This is a genomic window from Pseudomonas sp. SCT (assembly GCF_003864275.1).
GTDB lineage: Bacteria > Pseudomonadota > Gammaproteobacteria > Pseudomonadales > Pseudomonadaceae > Stutzerimonas > Stutzerimonas stutzeri_AE.
Map to the genome: position 1 here is coordinate 248,566 of NZ_BDJA01000003.1, position 17,328 is coordinate 265,893.

Annotated in this window: 11 protein-coding genes; 5 read left to right on the plus strand and 6 right to left on the minus strand. The window is 65.9% G+C overall.

Annotated elements, in window-relative coordinates; translation table 11 throughout:
* Positions 1 to 416: 416 nt before the first annotated feature.
* From nirB to BHD08_RS09740, 4 genes are all read left to right on the plus strand, one after another.
* Complete coding sequence (nirB, locus tag BHD08_RS09725; protein WP_125021868.1) at positions 417 to 2,975, plus strand: nitrite reductase large subunit NirB; 2,559 nt, start codon at positions 417 to 419, stop codon at positions 2,973 to 2,975.
* Positions 2,975 to 3,358: a nitrite reductase small subunit NirD gene (nirD, locus tag BHD08_RS09730; protein WP_125021870.1), complete on the plus strand. Its 384-nt coding sequence runs from the start codon at positions 2,975 to 2,977 to the stop codon at positions 3,356 to 3,358. Before nirB ends, nirD begins: the two co-directional genes overlap by 1 nt.
* A gap of 167 nt (positions 3,359 to 3,525) precedes the next feature.
* A complete protein-coding gene (locus BHD08_RS09735; RefSeq protein WP_125021872.1) occupies positions 3,526 to 4,338 on the plus strand; it encodes a formate/nitrite transporter family protein in 813 nt (270 codons plus the stop codon).
* A gap of 59 nt (positions 4,339 to 4,397) precedes the next feature.
* Positions 4,398 to 6,119, plus strand: a complete 1,722-nt coding sequence (locus BHD08_RS09740) for a bifunctional protein-serine/threonine kinase/phosphatase (RefSeq protein ID WP_125021874.1) — start codon at positions 4,398 to 4,400, stop codon at positions 6,117 to 6,119.
* 3 nt (positions 6,120 to 6,122) lie between these two features.
* Here the strand turns inward: BHD08_RS09740 and BHD08_RS09745 are convergent, their stop codons facing one another.
* A complete protein-coding gene (locus BHD08_RS09745; protein WP_125021876.1) occupies positions 6,123 to 8,099 on the minus strand; it encodes a DEAD/DEAH box helicase in 1,977 nt (658 codons plus the stop codon).
* A 205-nt stretch (positions 8,100 to 8,304) separates the two neighbouring features.
* Here BHD08_RS09745 and BHD08_RS09750 point away from each other — a divergent pair, with 205 nt between their 5' ends.
* Positions 8,305 to 11,298, plus strand: a complete 2,994-nt coding sequence (locus BHD08_RS09750) for a PAS domain-containing protein (protein ID WP_125021878.1) — start codon at positions 8,305 to 8,307, stop codon at positions 11,296 to 11,298.
* 43 nt (positions 11,299 to 11,341) lie between these two features.
* On the opposite strand, the gene BHD08_RS09755 is transcribed toward BHD08_RS09750, so the two are convergent.
* From BHD08_RS09755 to BHD08_RS09775, 5 genes are all read right to left on the minus strand, one after another.
* Entirely contained in the window at positions 11,342 to 13,303 is a 1,962-nt protein-coding gene (locus tag BHD08_RS09755; RefSeq protein ID WP_125021880.1) for a PhoX family phosphatase, read from the minus strand.
* Between the two features lie 29 nt (positions 13,304 to 13,332).
* Positions 13,333 to 14,109, minus strand: a complete 777-nt coding sequence (locus tag BHD08_RS09760) for an energy transducer TonB (protein ID WP_125021882.1) — start codon at positions 14,107 to 14,109, stop codon at positions 13,333 to 13,335.
* Complete coding sequence (gene tolR / locus BHD08_RS09765) at positions 14,109 to 14,573, minus strand: protein TolR (RefSeq protein ID WP_125021884.1); 465 nt, start codon at positions 14,571 to 14,573, stop codon at positions 14,109 to 14,111. Before tolR ends, BHD08_RS09760 begins: the two co-directional genes overlap by 1 nt.
* A gap of 11 nt (positions 14,574 to 14,584) precedes the next feature.
* Entirely contained in the window at positions 14,585 to 15,298 is a 714-nt protein-coding gene (gene tolQ, locus BHD08_RS09770; RefSeq protein ID WP_125021886.1) for a protein TolQ, read from the minus strand.
* A gap of 67 nt (positions 15,299 to 15,365) precedes the next feature.
* Positions 15,366 to 17,282, minus strand: a complete 1,917-nt coding sequence (locus tag BHD08_RS09775; RefSeq protein ID WP_125021888.1) for a phytase — start codon at positions 17,280 to 17,282, stop codon at positions 15,366 to 15,368.
* Between the last annotated feature and the right edge of the window lie 46 nt (positions 17,283 to 17,328).

The following is a 17,328-nucleotide window of genomic DNA, read 5'->3' on the forward strand; positions in this document are numbered from 1 at the left end:
CCTGATCGCCCCAAAGCGGGGAGCGCGATTGCATCGCCGCACTGTTCTGGTTCAAGCCTGCCGCGCTCAGGTCGCAGTGACGGACGCTGATTCGCTCAGCATCCCGGCAAGCAACATCGCGTAACGCCGCGCAATCGCGCGACTTACAGCCGCAAATACACGCTAACGGACAAGCTGGCATACAACCTGCAATCACCCTGGCAACACCTGCCGCCTCGCGGCAGGACGTCCCAGACGGTCAGCGGCGACCGTCAAGCCAAGCGGCGCGGGACCGGGTGTAGCAGGCAACGAGGCCTGATCGACCACCCCACACACCACTAATTACCAGGCAAAGGCGCCTGGAGCTGATACCAGCTCCAGGCGCCTTTTTGCGTTTTGCCGGCCCAGTGCCGCAGCAGCTCGACTGAGGAAAGGCCATGAGTTCTACCGTCACTCCGCTCACGCACGAAAAACTGGTCATCGTCGGCAACGGCATGGTCGGTCACCACTGCATCGAACAGTTGATCGAGCGCGGCGCCCTCACCCGCTACGAGCTTCATGTGTTCGGCGAGGAGCGCCAGCGCGCCTATGACCGCGTGCACCTGTCCGAATACTTCGGCGGTCGCGACGCCGAGTCGCTGGCCATGTGCGAGGCCGACTACTACGCCAGCCACGGCGTCTACACCCATTTGGGCGTGCAGGTGCTGGGCATCGACCGCGAGCGCAAGGAGGTCATCACCAGCGCCGGCCGTCAGCCCTACGATCAGTTGATCCTAGCCACCGGTTCCTACCCCTTCGTGCCGCCGATCACCGGTGCCGAAGGCAGTGCGCGCCTGGTCTACCGCACCCTTGATGATCTCGACGCCATCCGCGCCGCCGCGACCAATGCCCGTCGCGGTGTGGTGGTCGGCGGCGGTCTGCTCGGCCTGGAAGCAGCCAACGCGCTGAAGTCGCTCGGCCTGGAAGCCCATGTCGTCGAATTCGCCCCGCGCCTCATGCCGGTGCAGCTGGACGGCGAAGGCGGCGCGGCATTGAAGGCGCGCATCGAGTCGCTCGGCGTTGGCGTGCATCTGTCGCGCGCCACCCAGGAGATCGTTGCCGGCGAGGATTACGCCTGGCGGATGAACTTCACCGACGGCGAATTCCTCGAAACCGACCTGATCGTGTTCTCCGCCGGCATCCGCCCGCAGGACGCCCTTGGCCGTGTCGCGGAGCTGGAGATTGCCCAGCGCGGCGGCATCGTCATCGACAGCGAATGCCGCACCTCGGACCCGGCAATCTTCGCCATCGGTGAATGCGCCAGCTGGAACGGCAGCGTGTTCGGCCTGGTCGCCCCCGGCTACAGCATGGCGCGCAGCGTCGCCGCGCAGCTGGCCGAGGAACCGCACGAGCCCTTCTACGGCGCCGACATGTCGACCAAGCTCAAGCTGCTCGGCGTCGACGTCGGTTCCATCGGCGATGCCCACGGCGCCACGCCCGGCTCGCGCAGTTACCGTTTCATCGACGAGGCCAGCGCCAGCTACCGTCGACTGGTGGTATCCGCCGATGGCAAGACCGTGCTCGGCGCGGTACTGGTCGGTGACAACAGCTACTACGACACCCTGCTGCAGTACGCACAGAACGGCATCAAGCTGCCGGCCGACCCGTCCGGGCTGATCCTGCCGCAGACCGAGGGCGCTCCGACCCTTGGCCCAGACGCCCTGCCGGCCAGCGCGACCATCTGCTCCTGCCACAACGTCAGCAAAGGCGCGGTGTGCTGCCAGGTCGATGCCGGCGTCACCGATCTCGGCGAACTCAAGGCCGCGACCAAGGCGGCCACCGGCTGCGGTGGCTGCAATGCCCTGCTCAAGCTGGTGTTCGATGCCGAGCTGGCGGCGCGTGGCGTGGCGGTGGACAAGAGCCTGTGCGAGCACTTCGCCTACACCCGCCAGGAGCTCTACGGCATCGTCCGCGTCGAGGGCATCCGGAGCTTCGCCGAGCTGCTGGCCAAGCACGGTCGCGGGCATGTCGGCTGCGACATCTGCAAGCCGACGGTGGGTTCGATCCTCGCCTCCTGCTGGAACCAGCCGATCACCGATCCGGCGCTGATTCCGCTGCAGGACACCAACGACACCTTCATGGCCAACATGCAGAAGAACGGCACCTACTCGGTGGTGCCGCGCATCCCGGGCGGCGAGATCACCCCCGAAGGGCTGATCGCCATCGGCCAGGTGGCGAAGAAATACGACCTCTACACCAAGATCACCGGTGGCCAGCGCATCGACCTGTTTGGCGCCCAGCTGCACGAACTGCCGGACATCTGGGGCGAGCTGATCGCCGCCGGCTTCGAAACCGGCCACGCCTACGGCAAGAGCCTGCGCACGGTAAAGTCCTGCGTCGGCAGCACCTGGTGTCGCTACGGCGTGCAGGACAGCGTCGGCATGGCGCTGCGCCTGGAGGATCGCTACAAAGGCCTGCGCGCGCCGCACAAGATCAAGTTCGCCGTGTCTGGTTGCACCCGCGAATGCGCCGAGGCGCAGAGCAAGGACATCGGCGTGATCGCCACCGACAAGGGCTGGAACCTCTACGTCTGCGGTAACGGCGGCATGCGCCCGCGGCATGCCGAACTGTTCGCCACCGACCTCGACGATGAAGCGCTGATCCGCACCATCGACCGCGTACTGATGTTCTACGTGCGTACCGCGGACAAGCTGCAGCGCACCTCGGTCTGGCGCGAAAGCCTGGAAGGTGGCCTGGACTATCTGAAGGCCGTGGTCCTCGACGACAGCCTGGGCCTTGCTGCCGAACTGGAAAGCCAGATGCAGCACGTCGTCGACAGCTATGAATGCGAATGGGCCAACGCCATCAACGACCCGGAAAAACTCAAGCGCTTCCGCACCTTCGTCAACGATCGGCGCGGCGATCCCGATATCCACTTCGTCAAGGAACGCGGCCAGCGTCGGCCGGTGCGCGCCAGCGAACTTCACCTGATTCCCCTCACCCAGGAGGTGCTCTGATGAGCCAGTCCAACGTCGTTCGTCTCGACTCCCGTTTAACCGCACCAGCGGTCTGGCAGGCGCTGTGCAGCCGGAATGATCTGGTCGCCAACTCCGGTGTAGTCGCCTGGCACGAAGGCGCTCAGGTCGCGCTGTTCCACCTGCCCGACAACGCCGAGGGCGAGCAGCTGTTCGCCATCGACAACCGCGACCCCAAGTCCGGCGCCAACGTGATCGGCCGCGGCATCGTCGGCAACCTCAAGGGTGAACTGGTGATCGCCTCGCCGCTGTACAAGCAGCATTTCCGCCTGGCCGATGGCAGCTGCATGGAATACCCCGAACAAAGCCTGCGCGTCTGGCCGGTGCGCCTGGAGGGTGACGTGGTGCAAATCGCCGCCGGCTGATTGCCTCCCGTCACTCACGCGGCTCCCTGCTGCCAAACCGTACTGATCCGTGGGAGCGGCCTTGGCCGCGAACATGACCTCGATTCGCCAGCAAATCACATCGTTCAGCCAGTGCTCCACGACCACCGTCGGGGCCTGGCCCCTTACTGCCATTCAGAGAGACTGACATGTCCTACATCATCCCCTCCGAGTTCGTCACCAAGATGGTGGACGCCGGCGAATCGAAGATCTTCATGTCCACCCGCGACACGCTGATCCGCGCCTTCATGGCTGGCGCCATTCTTTCCCTCGCCGCCGTGTTCGCGGTGGCCGTGACCGTGCAGACCGGCTCGCCGCTGGTCGGCGCGATGCTGTTTCCGGTCGGTTTCATCATGCTTTACCTGATGGGCTTCGACCTGCTCACCGGAGTATTCATGCTCACCCCGCTGGCCCTGCTCGACCGCCGTCCTGGCGTGACCGTCAGTGGCATTCTGCGCAACTGGGGTTGGGTGTTTCTCGGCAACTTCGCCGGTGCGCTGGTGGTCGCCTTCATGATGGCCTTCGTCTTCACCATGGGCTTTTCCACCGAGCCAGGGCCGATCGGCGAGAAGATCTCGCACATCGGCGAGTCACGCACCCTGGGCTACGCCGAGTTCGGTGCGGCTGGCTGGGCGACCATTTTCCTGCGCGGCATGCTGTGCAACTGGATGGTCTCGATGGGCGTGGTCGGCGCGATGATCTCCACCTCGGTCAGCGGCAAGGTGATCGCCATGTGGATGCCGATCATGCTGTTCTTCTTCATGGGCTTCGAGCATTCGGTGGTGAACATGTTTCTGTTCCCCTCGGCGATGATCATGGGCGGCGACTTCTCGGTGATGGACTACATGGTCTGGAACGAGATCCCCACCGCACTGGGCAACCTGGTCGGCGGCCTGGCCTTCACCGGCCTGACGCTCTACACCACCCACGTGCGCACCGCCCCCAAGCGCGCCGTCTACTGACCCTGGAGTGAACGAAGGCCCCGGTTCGCATACGCGCCGGGGCTTTTGCGCAGATGAAGATGCCCAGCCAACTCGCCATTTCCCTCGGCCAGCATTCGGACCGCGGACGCAAGCCGACCAACCAGGACTTTCACGGCGCCTGCGTGCCCACTGACGCTCAGCTCGCCAGCAAGGGCATCGCCATCGCGCTGGCCGATGGCATCAGCAGCAGTGAGGTCAGCCATGTCGCCAGCGAAACCGCGGTGGCGAGCTTTCTTTCCGACTACTTCTGCACCTCCGACGCCTGGTCGGTAAAGCAGTCGGCGCAGCGGGTGCTGGTGGCGATCAACTCCTGGCTGCATGCGCAGACCCGTCACAGCCCGCACCGCTATGACCGCGACCGCGGCTATGTCTGCACCTTCAGCGCACTGGTGCTCAAGTCCGCCAGCGCGCACCTGTTCCACGTCGGCGATGCGCGCATCTATCGGCTGCGCGATGGCGGCCTCGAGCAGCTGACCGAAGATCACCGCGTGCGCGTGTCGGCGGATACCAGCTATCTTGGCCGCGCGCTGGGCATCGACCGGCACCTGGAGATCGACTACCGCACTCTGCCGCTGGCGGTCGGCGATCTGTTCCTGCTCGTCACCGATGGCGTCTACGAGCACATCGCCGCGCGGGACGTGGCGCAGCTCGTGGCCGAGCATGGCAACGACCTCGAGCTGGCGGCGCGACGGATCGTCGAGTGGGCATTGGCCAACGGCAGCGACGACAACCTCACCGCACAGCTGGTGCGCATCGACAGCCTGCCGGAGCAGGCCGTCGACGATGTGCAGCGACAGCTCGGCGAACTGGCGCTGCCACCACTGCTGGAGCCACGCATGCAGTTCGATGGCTATCGCATCGTCCGTGAGCTGCATGTCAGCAGCCGCAGCCATGTGCACCTGGCCGTCGACGAAGCCAGCGGCGCCACCGTGGTGCTGAAGACGCCCTCGCTCGATCTGCGTGGCGACCCCGCCTACCTGGAGCGCTTCCTGCTGGAAGAGTGGATCGCCCGCCGCCTCGACAATCCCCATGTGGTCAAAGCCTGCCCGCCACCACGGCAGCGTCGTTATCTTTATACGGTGAGCGAATTCATCGACGGCCAGACGCTGGCGCAGTGGATGCTCGACCATCCACAGCCGGATCTGGAAACCGTGCGCGGCATCGTCGAGCAGATCGCTCGCGGCCTGCGTGCCTTCCACCGCCTGGAAATGCTGCATCAGGACCTGCGCCCGCAGAACCTGATGATCGACGCCACCGGCACGCTGAAGATCATCGATTTCGGCTCGACCCGCGTCGCCGGGCTCGCCGAGCGCAACGCACCGGGCACGCAGGACAACCTGCTCGGCACCGCCGCCTATACCGCGCCGGAATACTTCCTCGGCGAGGCCGGCACGCCGCGTTCGGATCAGTATTCACTGGCGGTGATCGCCTATCAGCTGCTCAGCGGACGCTTGCCCTACGGCGCCGACGTCGCCAGGGCACGCACCACTGCAGCGCAGAAACGCCTCTGTTATCAGCCGCTGCGCCATGCACAGCGCGATATCCCGGCATGGATCGACGAAGTGCTGGGCAAGGCACTGCATCCCGATCCGGCGCGGCGCTATGCCGAGCTGTCGGAGTTCGTCTTCGAGCTGCGCCAGCCCAACCCGGCATTTCTCAACCGCGCCCGCCCGCCGTTGCTGGAGCGCAATCCGCTGCTGTTCTGGAAAGGGTTGTCGCTGCTATTGGCGGTGACAGTCGTCACGCTGCTGTTGCGTTGACGGCTAGCCACGCCGCGCCAGGCACTCGGTGGCGCCCTGGGCCTTGCGCGTATACCAGAACACCCGGCTGACGCCGCGGGTGATCGCCACGTAACCCAGGCGCAAGCTCTCATCGGCCATGGCCTGGTCATAGCTGTTGCGGAAGAAACCCGAGTAGGCATACAGCGCGTTGCGCAACGGATGTGGCTGCACCGGCGCGCAGTCGTCGACGATGATCGCCACTTCGGCCTGCAAACCCTTGGCCCGGTGGATGGTGTAAGCCTTGACCGGCAGCTTGCGGTCCAGCTGCGCCTGAATGGTCCGCAACGACTCGTTGCGCCGACTGAGCAGCAGCACCGCGGTGCGTTCGCGGCTTTGCCGCTCGGCCACATGGGCACATTGCGCGGTGATCGCCTCGATCAGCTTCGGCAGGCCCTTGTTCAGGTCGAAACCGGTGACCAGCTTTACCCCATGGTCGCCCGGCTGCGTCGGTTTGCATGGCCGGCTGGTCTTGTCCTGCTTGAACCTGACCCCGGCCAGCACCGCCTCGCCATCGCGAATCACCGGTTCGATGGAGCGGTAGTTGGTTTCCAGCAGCAGCGTCTCGCTACCCTTGGCGCCGCGCCGCGGGAAATATTTGTCGAAGTCGATGAACAGTTCGGGCGAGCTGCCGCGCCAGCCATAGATCGACTGCCAGTCGTCACCGATGGCCATCAGGCTTGGGCTGCTCTTCTGGCGTGCCAGCTGGCTATGCAACGCCTGCAGCCATTGGACGATCTGCGGGGAAATGTCCTGGAATTCGTCGATCAAGAGATGCTCGAACGGCGCGAGACTAGCCTGTGGCACTTCCTTGTCTGAGCCCAGTCGCTCGGTGAGCTGTTGGAAGGCCTCGTTGAAGGTCAGCAGCCCCTGCTCACGCAACGCGGCGCTGAAGTAGCCATGGAAGCTCACCAGCGCTTCGACGAAATCCCGTTCGCGCGCCGCGCACTGGAGCCTGGCCGGTTGCAGCTGATCGATTCGAATGCCGATGCTCTCGATGAAGCCCGCCTGGGCATGGAAGGCCTCATAGAGCGGCAGAGGCGTGAACTCACCGGCGAGGGCGAAGGTATCGCCTGGCGCTTTCGGCGCGGCGCGCTTGCCCTCTTCGCTTTCGGTTGGCGGCATGGGCAAATCTAGTAGCCGATGCACCCGCTCACGAAATGCCGCTTGTTCGGCGTAACACTGCTGATAGGCCTGTTTGAGCAGGCGCAATTGCGCCGGACGCAGCCGCGTGGCCGCCAGCGGATTGTCCGGCTCGTCGGCCGCGGCAGCCTTGTCGTCCAACTGCTCGAACCACAGCGGTCGCTCCAGCACTTCGCGCGCCAGCTGTGCCATGGCCGAGTGGAAGGTGCGCACGCACTGGCGCGCCTGCTGCGCATCGAATGGAAGCTGCCAGAAGCCGAGCACCTGCACCAGCTGCTCACGCAGCTGGGCACAGGATGCATTGGTGAAGGAAATGACGGTCAGACGTCCGGGGTCGATGCCCATATGGCAGAGCATGAACACCACGCGCAGCAGCAAGGTGGTGGATTTGCCCGAGCCGGCACCGGCGAAGATTCGCGTCACCGGGCTGCGGCTGAGGATCATCGCCCACTGCTCGTCCGACGGCGCGCTGATAACCCCTGCCGCCACTGCCTGGCCAACGCGATCGCGCATCGCCTGGACCTCTGCGTCACCGATCTTGAGCTGCGCCGCTGCGTAGATACCTCGCGCTGCCGTCTTGCGCGGCTTGCCGGCAGCGCGGGCCGCCCCCTCGGGCTTGTCCTTGGACCTGGCTTTGCCGGCAGGCTTTCCCCCGCCCTTGCGCTTGGCGACGGCAGCCCGGCCAGTCGTGCCGGCCGCACTACCCCAGCGACGAAACAACAGTTCGTCCTCTTCGCGCAAATGGGCCGAAGTTCGTGGAAAACAACGCTTCAGCACCCCCGCGACCAGAGCCCTGTAGCGCTTGACGGCAGAAAACATCGAAATCACCGTGAACATGCATATCGTTGATATGGTACGGGTTTTTCCCTGTACTCTGGCTGCCGCAAGGACGAACAGCAGCAAAGGACGATGGAAATCGTTCTGCGTCGCTCGCAAGACTTCCCGGGCAAACGGCTGTCCGAGCTGAACCAGCGCTGAGCTGGCTCACCCTGCCCTGTCTTCACACGGATACGGATCGCTACTGATGGACCCAGCAGCCAACCCCTCGCACAACGATGCGACCCACCCGTTTCTGCCGGTTGGTAGCGAACTCGGGGCACTCATTCGCCGCTTCGATTGGTCGCAAACGGCGCTGGGACCTCTGGCTGAATGGCCGGCGAGCCTGAACACCGTCACTGCCATGCTGCTGCTTTCGCCAACGCCCATGGCGCTGCTCTGGGGCGAGCGCGGCATCATGATCTACAACGACGCCTACTCAGCGTTGGCAGGCAGCCGACATCCGCAGTTGCTCGGTTCGGAAGTACGCAAGGGCTGGCCGGAAATCGCCGACTTCAACGACAACGTGATGAAGGTCGTCCTGGCGGGTGGCACGCTGTCGTACAGCGACCAGGAATTGGTGCTGTACCGCAACGGCCGCCCTGAGCGTGCCTGGATGAATCTTGACTATTCGCCGGTGTTCGACGATCAGGCGCAGCCGGCCGGCGTGATCGCCCTGGTGGTAGAAACCACCGAACGGGTACTGGCCGAACGCGAGCTGCAGGGTCAGCAGGCACGCCTGCAACAGATGTTCGAACAGGCACCCGGCCTCATGGCGATGCTGCGCGGCCCGGAACATGTCTTCGAGATGGCCAACCCGGCCTATCTGCGGGTGGTAGGTGAGCGGGACGTCATTGGCAAACCGGTGCGCGAAGCGCTACCGGAGGTCGAGCGCCAGGGCTTCATCGATATTCTCGACCGGGTCTACCGCAGCGGCACGGCCTTTGTCGGCTCCGGTATCCGCGTCGGCCTGCAGCGCATCCAAGGCGAGGCAGAGGAAGAGCGCCTGCTGGACTTTGTCTTCCAGCCGGTGACCGATGCGAATGGCAATGTTGCCGGGATCTTCGTCGAAGGCTATGACGTGACCGAGCGCGCCGCGGCCGAACAGGCGCTGCGCGAGAACGAACAGCGCCTGCGCTTTCTCGATGCGCTCGCCAAGGAGACCGCGCGCAGCGTCGACGCCGACGCCATTCTGAGCATAACCACGCGCATGCTCGGCGAGCATCTGGGACTGTCGAGCTGTGCCTATGCCGACATGGACCCCGACCAAGACGGCTTCACCATCCGCGGCGACTGGGCGGCGCCAGGGTGCGTCAGCATCGTCGGTCGCTATCGCCTGGCCGCGTTTGGCGCACTTGCCGTAAGCAAGCTACGCAGCGGCGAGGCCTTCATCATCGAGGATCATTGCGCGCAGCTGCCGCCCGCCGAGGCAGCCACGTTCCAACAACTCGACATCGCCGCCACCATCTGCTTGCCATTGGTAAAGGAAGGTCGGCTGACCGCACTGATGGCGATACACGACCGTCAACCACGCGTCTGGAGCGGCTACGAACTTGCCCTGCTGACGGAAGTCACCGACCGCTCCTGGGCGCATATCGAGCGCGTGCGCTCGGCGGCGGCGGTCAGGCAGCGCGAGCAGTGTTTCCTGGAAGAGCTGGAGGCCAAGGTAGCGGAGCGCACCGCAGCCCTGGCACGCAGTGAAGCCAACATTCGCGCGGTGCTGGAAACCTCCCACCTGTACAAGGCGATGCTGGCGCCGGACGGCTCGATTCTCTACGTCAACGCCACGGCGTTGGCCGGCATCGGCGCGCGTTTTCACCAGCTGGCGGGAACGCCCTTCTGGGCGTCGCCCTGGTTCGCCGCCACGCCCGGCATGCCGGAAACGATCAAGGCCATGACCCAGCGCGTTGCGGCAGGTAACACCGAGCACGTCACCATGAGCCTGAACATGCCGGGCGGCATACGCATCTTCGACTTTTCCATGCGCCCCGTGCTCGGCGAGGACGGCAACGTCGTCGCGCTGGTGCCGGAGGCGCTGGATATCAGTGAACGCGTCGCCACCGAACAGACGCTGCAGCAGCTGCACAAGATGGAAGCGCTGGGCAACCTCACCGGCGGTATCGCCCACGACTTCAACAATCTGCTGATGGCGGTGCTCGGCAGCCTGGAACTGCTGCGCCGGCGCATGCCGGCCGACCCGGCGCTGCTGCGTCTGGTGGACAACGCCCGGGCCGGTGCCGAGCGCGGCGCCTCGCTCACTGCGCGCATGCTCTCCTTCGCGCGCAAGCAGGAACTGCACAAGACCGCGATCGACCTGCCCGTGCTGATCGAAGACATGCGCGCGCTGCTGCTCAGCTCGCTCGGGCCGACCATACAGCTGGAGGTCGAACTGCCGCCGCAACTGGCGCGGGTCAAGACCGACCCCAATCAGCTGGAGACTGCCCTGCTCAACCTTGCCGCCAATGCCCGCGATGCCATGGCCGGCGAAGGACGCATCCTGATCACTGCTGAGGAATGCGCGCTGACCAGCGAACAGAACGGCCTGCCGATCGGTCGCTACGTTTGCCTCGCACTCAGCGACAGCGGTACCGGCATGGACGAAGTGACGCTCAAGCGCGCCGTCGAGCCGTTCTTCACCACCAAGGGCGTCGGCAAGGGCACCGGTCTCGGATTGTCGATGGTGCACGGACTGGCGGAACAGTCCGGCGGGCGGCTGATGCTGCAGAGCAGCCCAGGCCTGGGCACCACGGCGGAAATCTGGCTGCCGGCGCTGGATAACGATGAAGAAACGTCTGCACCGGCGCGCAGCTCGACGCCTGAGGAAAAGCAACGCCAAGTCGCCAATGCCCTGACTCTGCTGGCGGTCGACGACGACGAACTGGTGCTGTTCGGCACTGCCGGCATGCTCGAAGCGGCCGGCCATCGCGTGCTGACCGCACGCTCGGCCGGCGAGGCCCTGGACCTGCTGCGCACCAACCAGGTCGACATGCTCATCACCGACCATGCGATGCCGCTGATGAGCGGCGCGCAATTGGCCGCAGTGGTCCGCGAAACCCGCCCGCAGCTACCGATACTGCTGGTGTCCGGCTATGCCGAGCTACCCTCGGCCACCCCGGCACTGCCATTGCGCCGGCTGGCCAAGCCATTCAGCCAGAACGAACTGCTCGATGCCGTCGAGCAACTGAGCGCCCGTCGGGCCTGAGACCATCCGGGCCAGGTCTCGCTCCGCATCGCCGGCAATGCGGTTAGCTGCCGATCACGCCGCCATCGTCCTTGGTAATCAGCACGGTGGATGAGCGCGGGCGTGACTGACCGTCGCTGGCCGGAAAGCTCAGCCCCGGATGCTGCACGTTGATCCACATGGCAAGATGGTCCGGGCTCCAGGTGATACCAGTGATCTCGCAGCCACGCGGTCCTACCAGAAAGCGTCGTACCTCGCGCGTGACCGGATCGGCACACAGCAACTGGTTGGTGCCCATGGCCTGCATGGCAGGCTGGTCGTCGTCAAAGTCGGTCTGAATCCACAGCCGACCATCACGGTCGAACGCCAGTCCATCCGGCGAGGAAAAGCAGTCGCCATCGATGGTGCCGATCAGATTGGCCGCCACCGGGTTGCCCTGGGCGTCCCGCGCCCCGCTGCGCTCGCCGGCGAGCAGGAAGACCTCCCACTCGAAGCGCGTGGCGGTCGGATCACCGCCCTCTTCCTGCCAGCGCAGGATCTGCCCGTGCAGGTTGTTGGGGCGCGGGTTGGCCTTGTCCAGTGGCTGCTTGGCACCGCGACCGTCATTGTTGGTCAGGGTCACGTAGACCTCGCGACTGCGCGGGTGAACCGCCACCCATTCCGGCCGGTCCATCGGCGTTGCGCCGGCGCGGTCGGCGGCGGCTCGGGCGTTGAGCAGCACCTCGGCCTGGCTGGGAAAGCCGTTCTCTGTGGTCAGGCCGTGGTCGCCATGCACCAGCGCCAGCCACTCACCGCTGCCGTCGGCGTCGAAGCGGGCAACGTACAGCGTGCCCTCATCCAGCAGGCGGCGGTTGTCGGCGTCCGCCCCGGCCACGAAGCGACCGCTGGGCACGAACTTGTAGACGTATTCACCCTTGGTGTCGTCGCCCGAGTAGAAGGCCATGCGGCCTTCATCGCCCAGCGACAACACCGAGCATTCCCGGCAATAGCGGCCGAATGCGGTGCGCTTGATTGGCGTGCTTTTCGGATCGAAGGGGTCTACTTCGACTACCCAGCCAAAGCGGTGCGGCTCGTTGACATAGCCGAGGTGAGGCTGATCCGCCTGCGGAGTAGCATCGAAGCGCGGATCGGCGGTTTCCCAGCCATAGAGCTTGCTCATGCCGCTGCCGGCGATGCCGTAGCGGTTATGCGAGACGCGTGCGGCGAGGTCGTCGGCGTCGTGGTTGACGAAGTAGTTGTGCCAGTTTTCCTCGCAGACCAGGTAGGTGCCCCAGGGGGTGAAGCCGCTGGAACAGTTGTTCAGCGTGCCGAGCACCGTCTTCCCCTCGGGGTCGTCCATGGTTTGCATTGCTGCATGGCCGGCCAGCGGCCCGGCAATGGCCATCGGCGTCATGCCGGAAATGCGGCGGTTGTAGGGTGAATCCATTACCCGCTGCCATTCGCCCTGCGCATCCTTGCACACCTCGATGACACTCAGGCCATGGGCCGCCTGCTCCTTGCGCACCTGTTCCAGCGGGCGCCGGCCATCGACCACGGCGATGCCCTTTGGATGCAGCGTCGGGTTGACGTACTCGTGGTTGATGGCCAGCAGGCCGCGGCTGTCGGGCGCGTCGGGGAACGGGAAAAAATGCATGCCGTCGTGGTTGTCGCCGGCCTGCTTGAGCTGGGCTTGCCAATCGTCGCTGGCATCCGGCTGCCACTCGGGTGCGTCGGCATGCACCGGATCGCCCCAGGAGAAGAACACCCGGGCGCTGTAGCCCGGCGCCACCTCGACACGGTCGAAATGCGGGTCGAGCTGGGTCGGAATGCCCTGGAAACCGATCAGTCGCGTGGATCCGACAGCCGCCCGGGCACCGGCCAGACCGCCGCCGAGAAAGGCGATGCCGGCCAGGCCCAGGCCGCCCTTGAGCAGGCCGCGGCGGCGCTGGTCGATGACATTCTGCAGCGGCGCGTTGCGGCTGGGATTGATCGCCTGGTCGTCATGGGCGGCGATGCTGGCGTGAAAATCGCTGAAATCCTGCTTCATCGAAACGAATCCTGAATGACTGAACCGCATCACTCGATGCGGTAATGAAAGGTGTTCTGCACGTTGGCCACCTCCACCGCCCGCCCATCGACGATGCGCGGCTGGTAGCGGAAGCTCTGGGCCGCGATCAGCGACGGCCGGATGAACAGCGGATGGCAGTCACCGACCACCTTGGGCGAACGCACCCGTCCCTGGACGTCCACCGTGTAGCTCACCGTGCAGGCGCCCTGCAGTCCCGAATCCAACGCGCGCTGCGGATAGACCGGCGGCTTCTTGGCGATCGGCAGGTACTGGCGGCTGGCGGCTTCGGCGGCAGCCGCCTGCCGGGCACGCTCGGCCGCTTCGGCACGGGCCGTTGCCTCGGCCTGGCGGCGCTGCGCGTCCAGCCGTGCCTTCTCGGCCACACGCTCCTGCTCCCGGCGTTGCTGTTCGTCACGGCGGCGTTGCTCCTCGCGGCGACGTTCCAGCTGCTGCTCGGCTTCGCGCTCCCGTTCGGCGCGCTTGAAGGCCAGGTCGGCCTGTTCCACCTGTGGTGGTGCGTCGATCTGAACGGGGGGTGGCGGCGCTTCGACCGGTTCCGCAACCGGCGGTTCGGGCAGTACTGGCACCGGCGGCGGCAAGCTGATCAGCTGGGTCTGCATCACCTGGGTGGCAACCGGTGCGTCCATCGTCGGCGTCCAGCTGGTCAGCAGCAGGGCGAACAGACCGGCATGCAAGCCCAGCGTGGTCAGCGCCGCGCCAGCGGCACCGCTCCATCGGCGCTGTGTGACCGCCGACGCGGGCGGCGCCGACAAGCCGAGCGCCATCATCGCTCCTGCCCCGCAGCCGCCGGCGCCTCGGTGATCAGCCCCAGGTTGACCACCCCGCCGCGCTGCAGCTCGGCGATACCGGCGATCACACGACCGTAGTCCGCCGCCTCGTCGGCACGGACATAGACCTGGGTGTCACCGCGCTCGGCGATGATCGCGCCGACCTTGGCCTGCAGCTCAGCCAGGTCGACGGCGCTGTCGGTCTGGTTGTCGATATCCAGCTCGCTGCCCAGGTTCCAGTAGAAGCCGCCATCGGCCTTTACCGAGAGCGTGAGGATCTGCCGCTCGTTCTCCACCGGCAGCGCTTCGGCTGCGACCTTGGGCAGCTCGATCTTGACGCCCTGCACCAGCATCGGCGCGGTGACCATGAAGATCACCAGCAGCACCAGCATGACGTCGATATAGGGCACCACATTCATCTCCGCCTTGGGCCCGTGTTTGCGCTGTGGTTTTACCAGCATGGTGACTCTCCTCAGGCGGCTGCGGCGACGCTGGGCGAAGCGGCGTGCAGGCGTCGATGCAGGCGCGCCTGCAGCTCGTTGCTGAAGGCGTAGTAACGGCCGACCAGCGTCTGCCCGCGGGCGGCGAAGCGGTTGTAGGCCATCACCGCGGGAATCGCCGCGAACAGGCCGATGGCCGTGGCGATCAGCGCTTCGGCGATGCCCGGGGCGACGGTGGACAGCGTGGCCTGCTGGACCTGCGACAGGCCGAGGAAGGAGTTCATGATGCCCCACACGGTGCCGAACAGGCCGATATAGGGGCTCACCGAACCCACCGTAGCAAGGAACTGCAGGCCGTTCTCCAGGCGTTCCTCCTGCTCGGCGATGGCGACGTACAGGCTGCGCTCCACGCCCTCGGCGACCGCATCCGGGGCGATGCCCGCTTCACGCTGCAGTTGGGCGAACTCACCGTAACCGGCGAGGAAGATGCGCTGCAACGCGGCCTCCTCCGGCAACGGTTGCTGCTGCCCTTCGCGGTAGAGCTGGGCGAGATCGCCGCCCCGGCGAAAGCGCTGCTGGAAGCTGCGCAGCAGGCGTTCGCTGCGGTGCAGCGCGGCGCTGCGGCGGATGATCAGGTACCAGCTGGAGACCGAAGCCAGCACCAGGATCGCCATCACCGCCTGCACCACCAGGCTGGCCTCGCTGATCAGGCCCCAGACGGACATGTGCTCGAGAGTCGTTTGCATGAGTCGTTTCCTCCTGCCCGCATGGGCAGCTGCTATTGGATGGCGGGTCGGTTACCGGGCGATGACATCAATCCAGACCCAGCGCATCGGCGATGGCCGACCAGGGCAGGTATTTGTAGTTCTGCGTGCCTTCGGGCATGCGCTTGCGGCCGTCCTGCACCACCAGCATGCCGCGGCTCCAGATGCCGCCGAGGTTGGCCGAGGTGACCTCCAGCCCGTCGGTTTCCGAAGCGCCGTCGATGCCGCGCTCGGCATTCAGGCCGATTCGGAACGCACCGCGCACGGCATAGGGCGCCTGGGCGTCGAGCACGACGTAGCTGTCGTTGCCCTGGCTGGAGATCACCAGGTAATCGCTACCCTCGCCGTGGTAGAGCGCCAGGCCTTCGATGTCGTCGTACACCGGGCCGCCGACGCCGATCACCTTCTCGGGCGCTGCCGGCACCTCGGCACGGGCATCGACCACCCAGACCGCGACGTCCTCCTCACCGACGAACAGCCGCTCGCCACGGTCATCGGCGACACAGCCCTCGGGCTGGCTGTCCAGCTTGAAGCGTCGCACCAGTTCACCGTGTGGCTGGCCGGACTGGCCATCGAGGCGGTACTGGACGAAGGTGCCGTCCTTGTCGTTGGCGATCGCGTAGGTGACACCTTGGCGGTTCTGGAACATGCACAGGCCATAGATATCGCTCAGCGGCGTGGCGATCTGGCCGATATCGCGGAGCACCCCGCTCGCGCGGTCGATGGCGAACAGTTGCAGGCTGTTGTGATCGCGGTTGCTGGCCACGGCCAGGTCCACGCGCTGGCTGCCGAGGCGAAAGCCGCTGCGCAAATCGACGTTGTTCAGCCGGCCGACGGTCAGGCTTTGCAGCTGGCGACCCTCCAGGTCGTACACCACCAGGCCGCCCTTCTTGTCGGTGCCGAGCACCCGACTCTGCGCCGGATCGCGCGGATGGACCCAGATCGCCGGGTCATCGGCAGCGTCACCCAGACTGGGCACCGGGCCGGTCTCCACCGCTGCCGCCAGACTGACGATGGGTTCGGGATGCGGCAGTGCCTGTGGCTGCCACGTCAGCTGGGCGCGATGCAGGCCCTGCTCGTCCGACAGCAGCAGTTCGACTCCATCAGACGTGCGACGCGCGCTGATGCGTTCCGGCTCATCGAGGCCGTCCAGCGGCAGTACGCCGTCCGCCTGCCAACCCGATTCGCGCTGGCGATAGAGGTGCAGCGCCGGCGCTTCGGCATCCAGGGCCAACAGACCGCCCGGCACCAATGCCATGCCAGCCGCCACCTTTGTCAGCGCGCCGAACGGCTTGACCAGATCGACTGGCTCACGCTGCAGCGGCGCCTCGGCATCCGCCGGGTACCGCCAGAAGCCGACGTTCTCCTCGTTGACGTAGAGCTGCCCGGCCAGGTCATCGGTCTGGCAGAAGGTGCTCTGCGGCGGCAGGCTGAGCCCGCGCACACGCCGTGCTTCACCGAGCAGGCGGCCCTGGCTACCCACCAGCCATTGCTCGCCGACACCTTCCTCGCCGAGCAGAAACACGAAGTCGTTGCGCGCGCTATCGCGGTACAGGCACAGCCCCTCGATGGCGAATGCGGTGCGCGGCAGATACAGCGGCTGGCTCCAGGTCCGGTTGTCGTCCAGGCCGATCAGCATCGCCTGCTGGCGCTTGCGCTCCACGGTGGCCAGCAACAGGCCCTGACGGTCGAGGCGATGGTCGAGGCCCTCGAAACGCCCGGCGTGCTCGGCCAGTGTGTTGCCGGTCTGGTCCAGCAGGCGCAGGCCCTGCTGGTCCAGCTGGACGCGCTCGGCATCCGCCCAGGGGCCATTGCCGGCCAGCAGCTGCGCGAATTCGAGGCCCGTCTGCGCCGGCGTGGTGATACTCAACCGCGCGCCCTGTGGCGCCTCGTCTTGACCGGCGGACTGGCAGGCGGCCAGGGTGATGCACAGGCCGAGCAGCAGGGTTTTGGGTAGTGCGTTCATGCGATATCCATTCAGGCTGCCGCAGGCCGGTGCCCGGCCGTAAAGG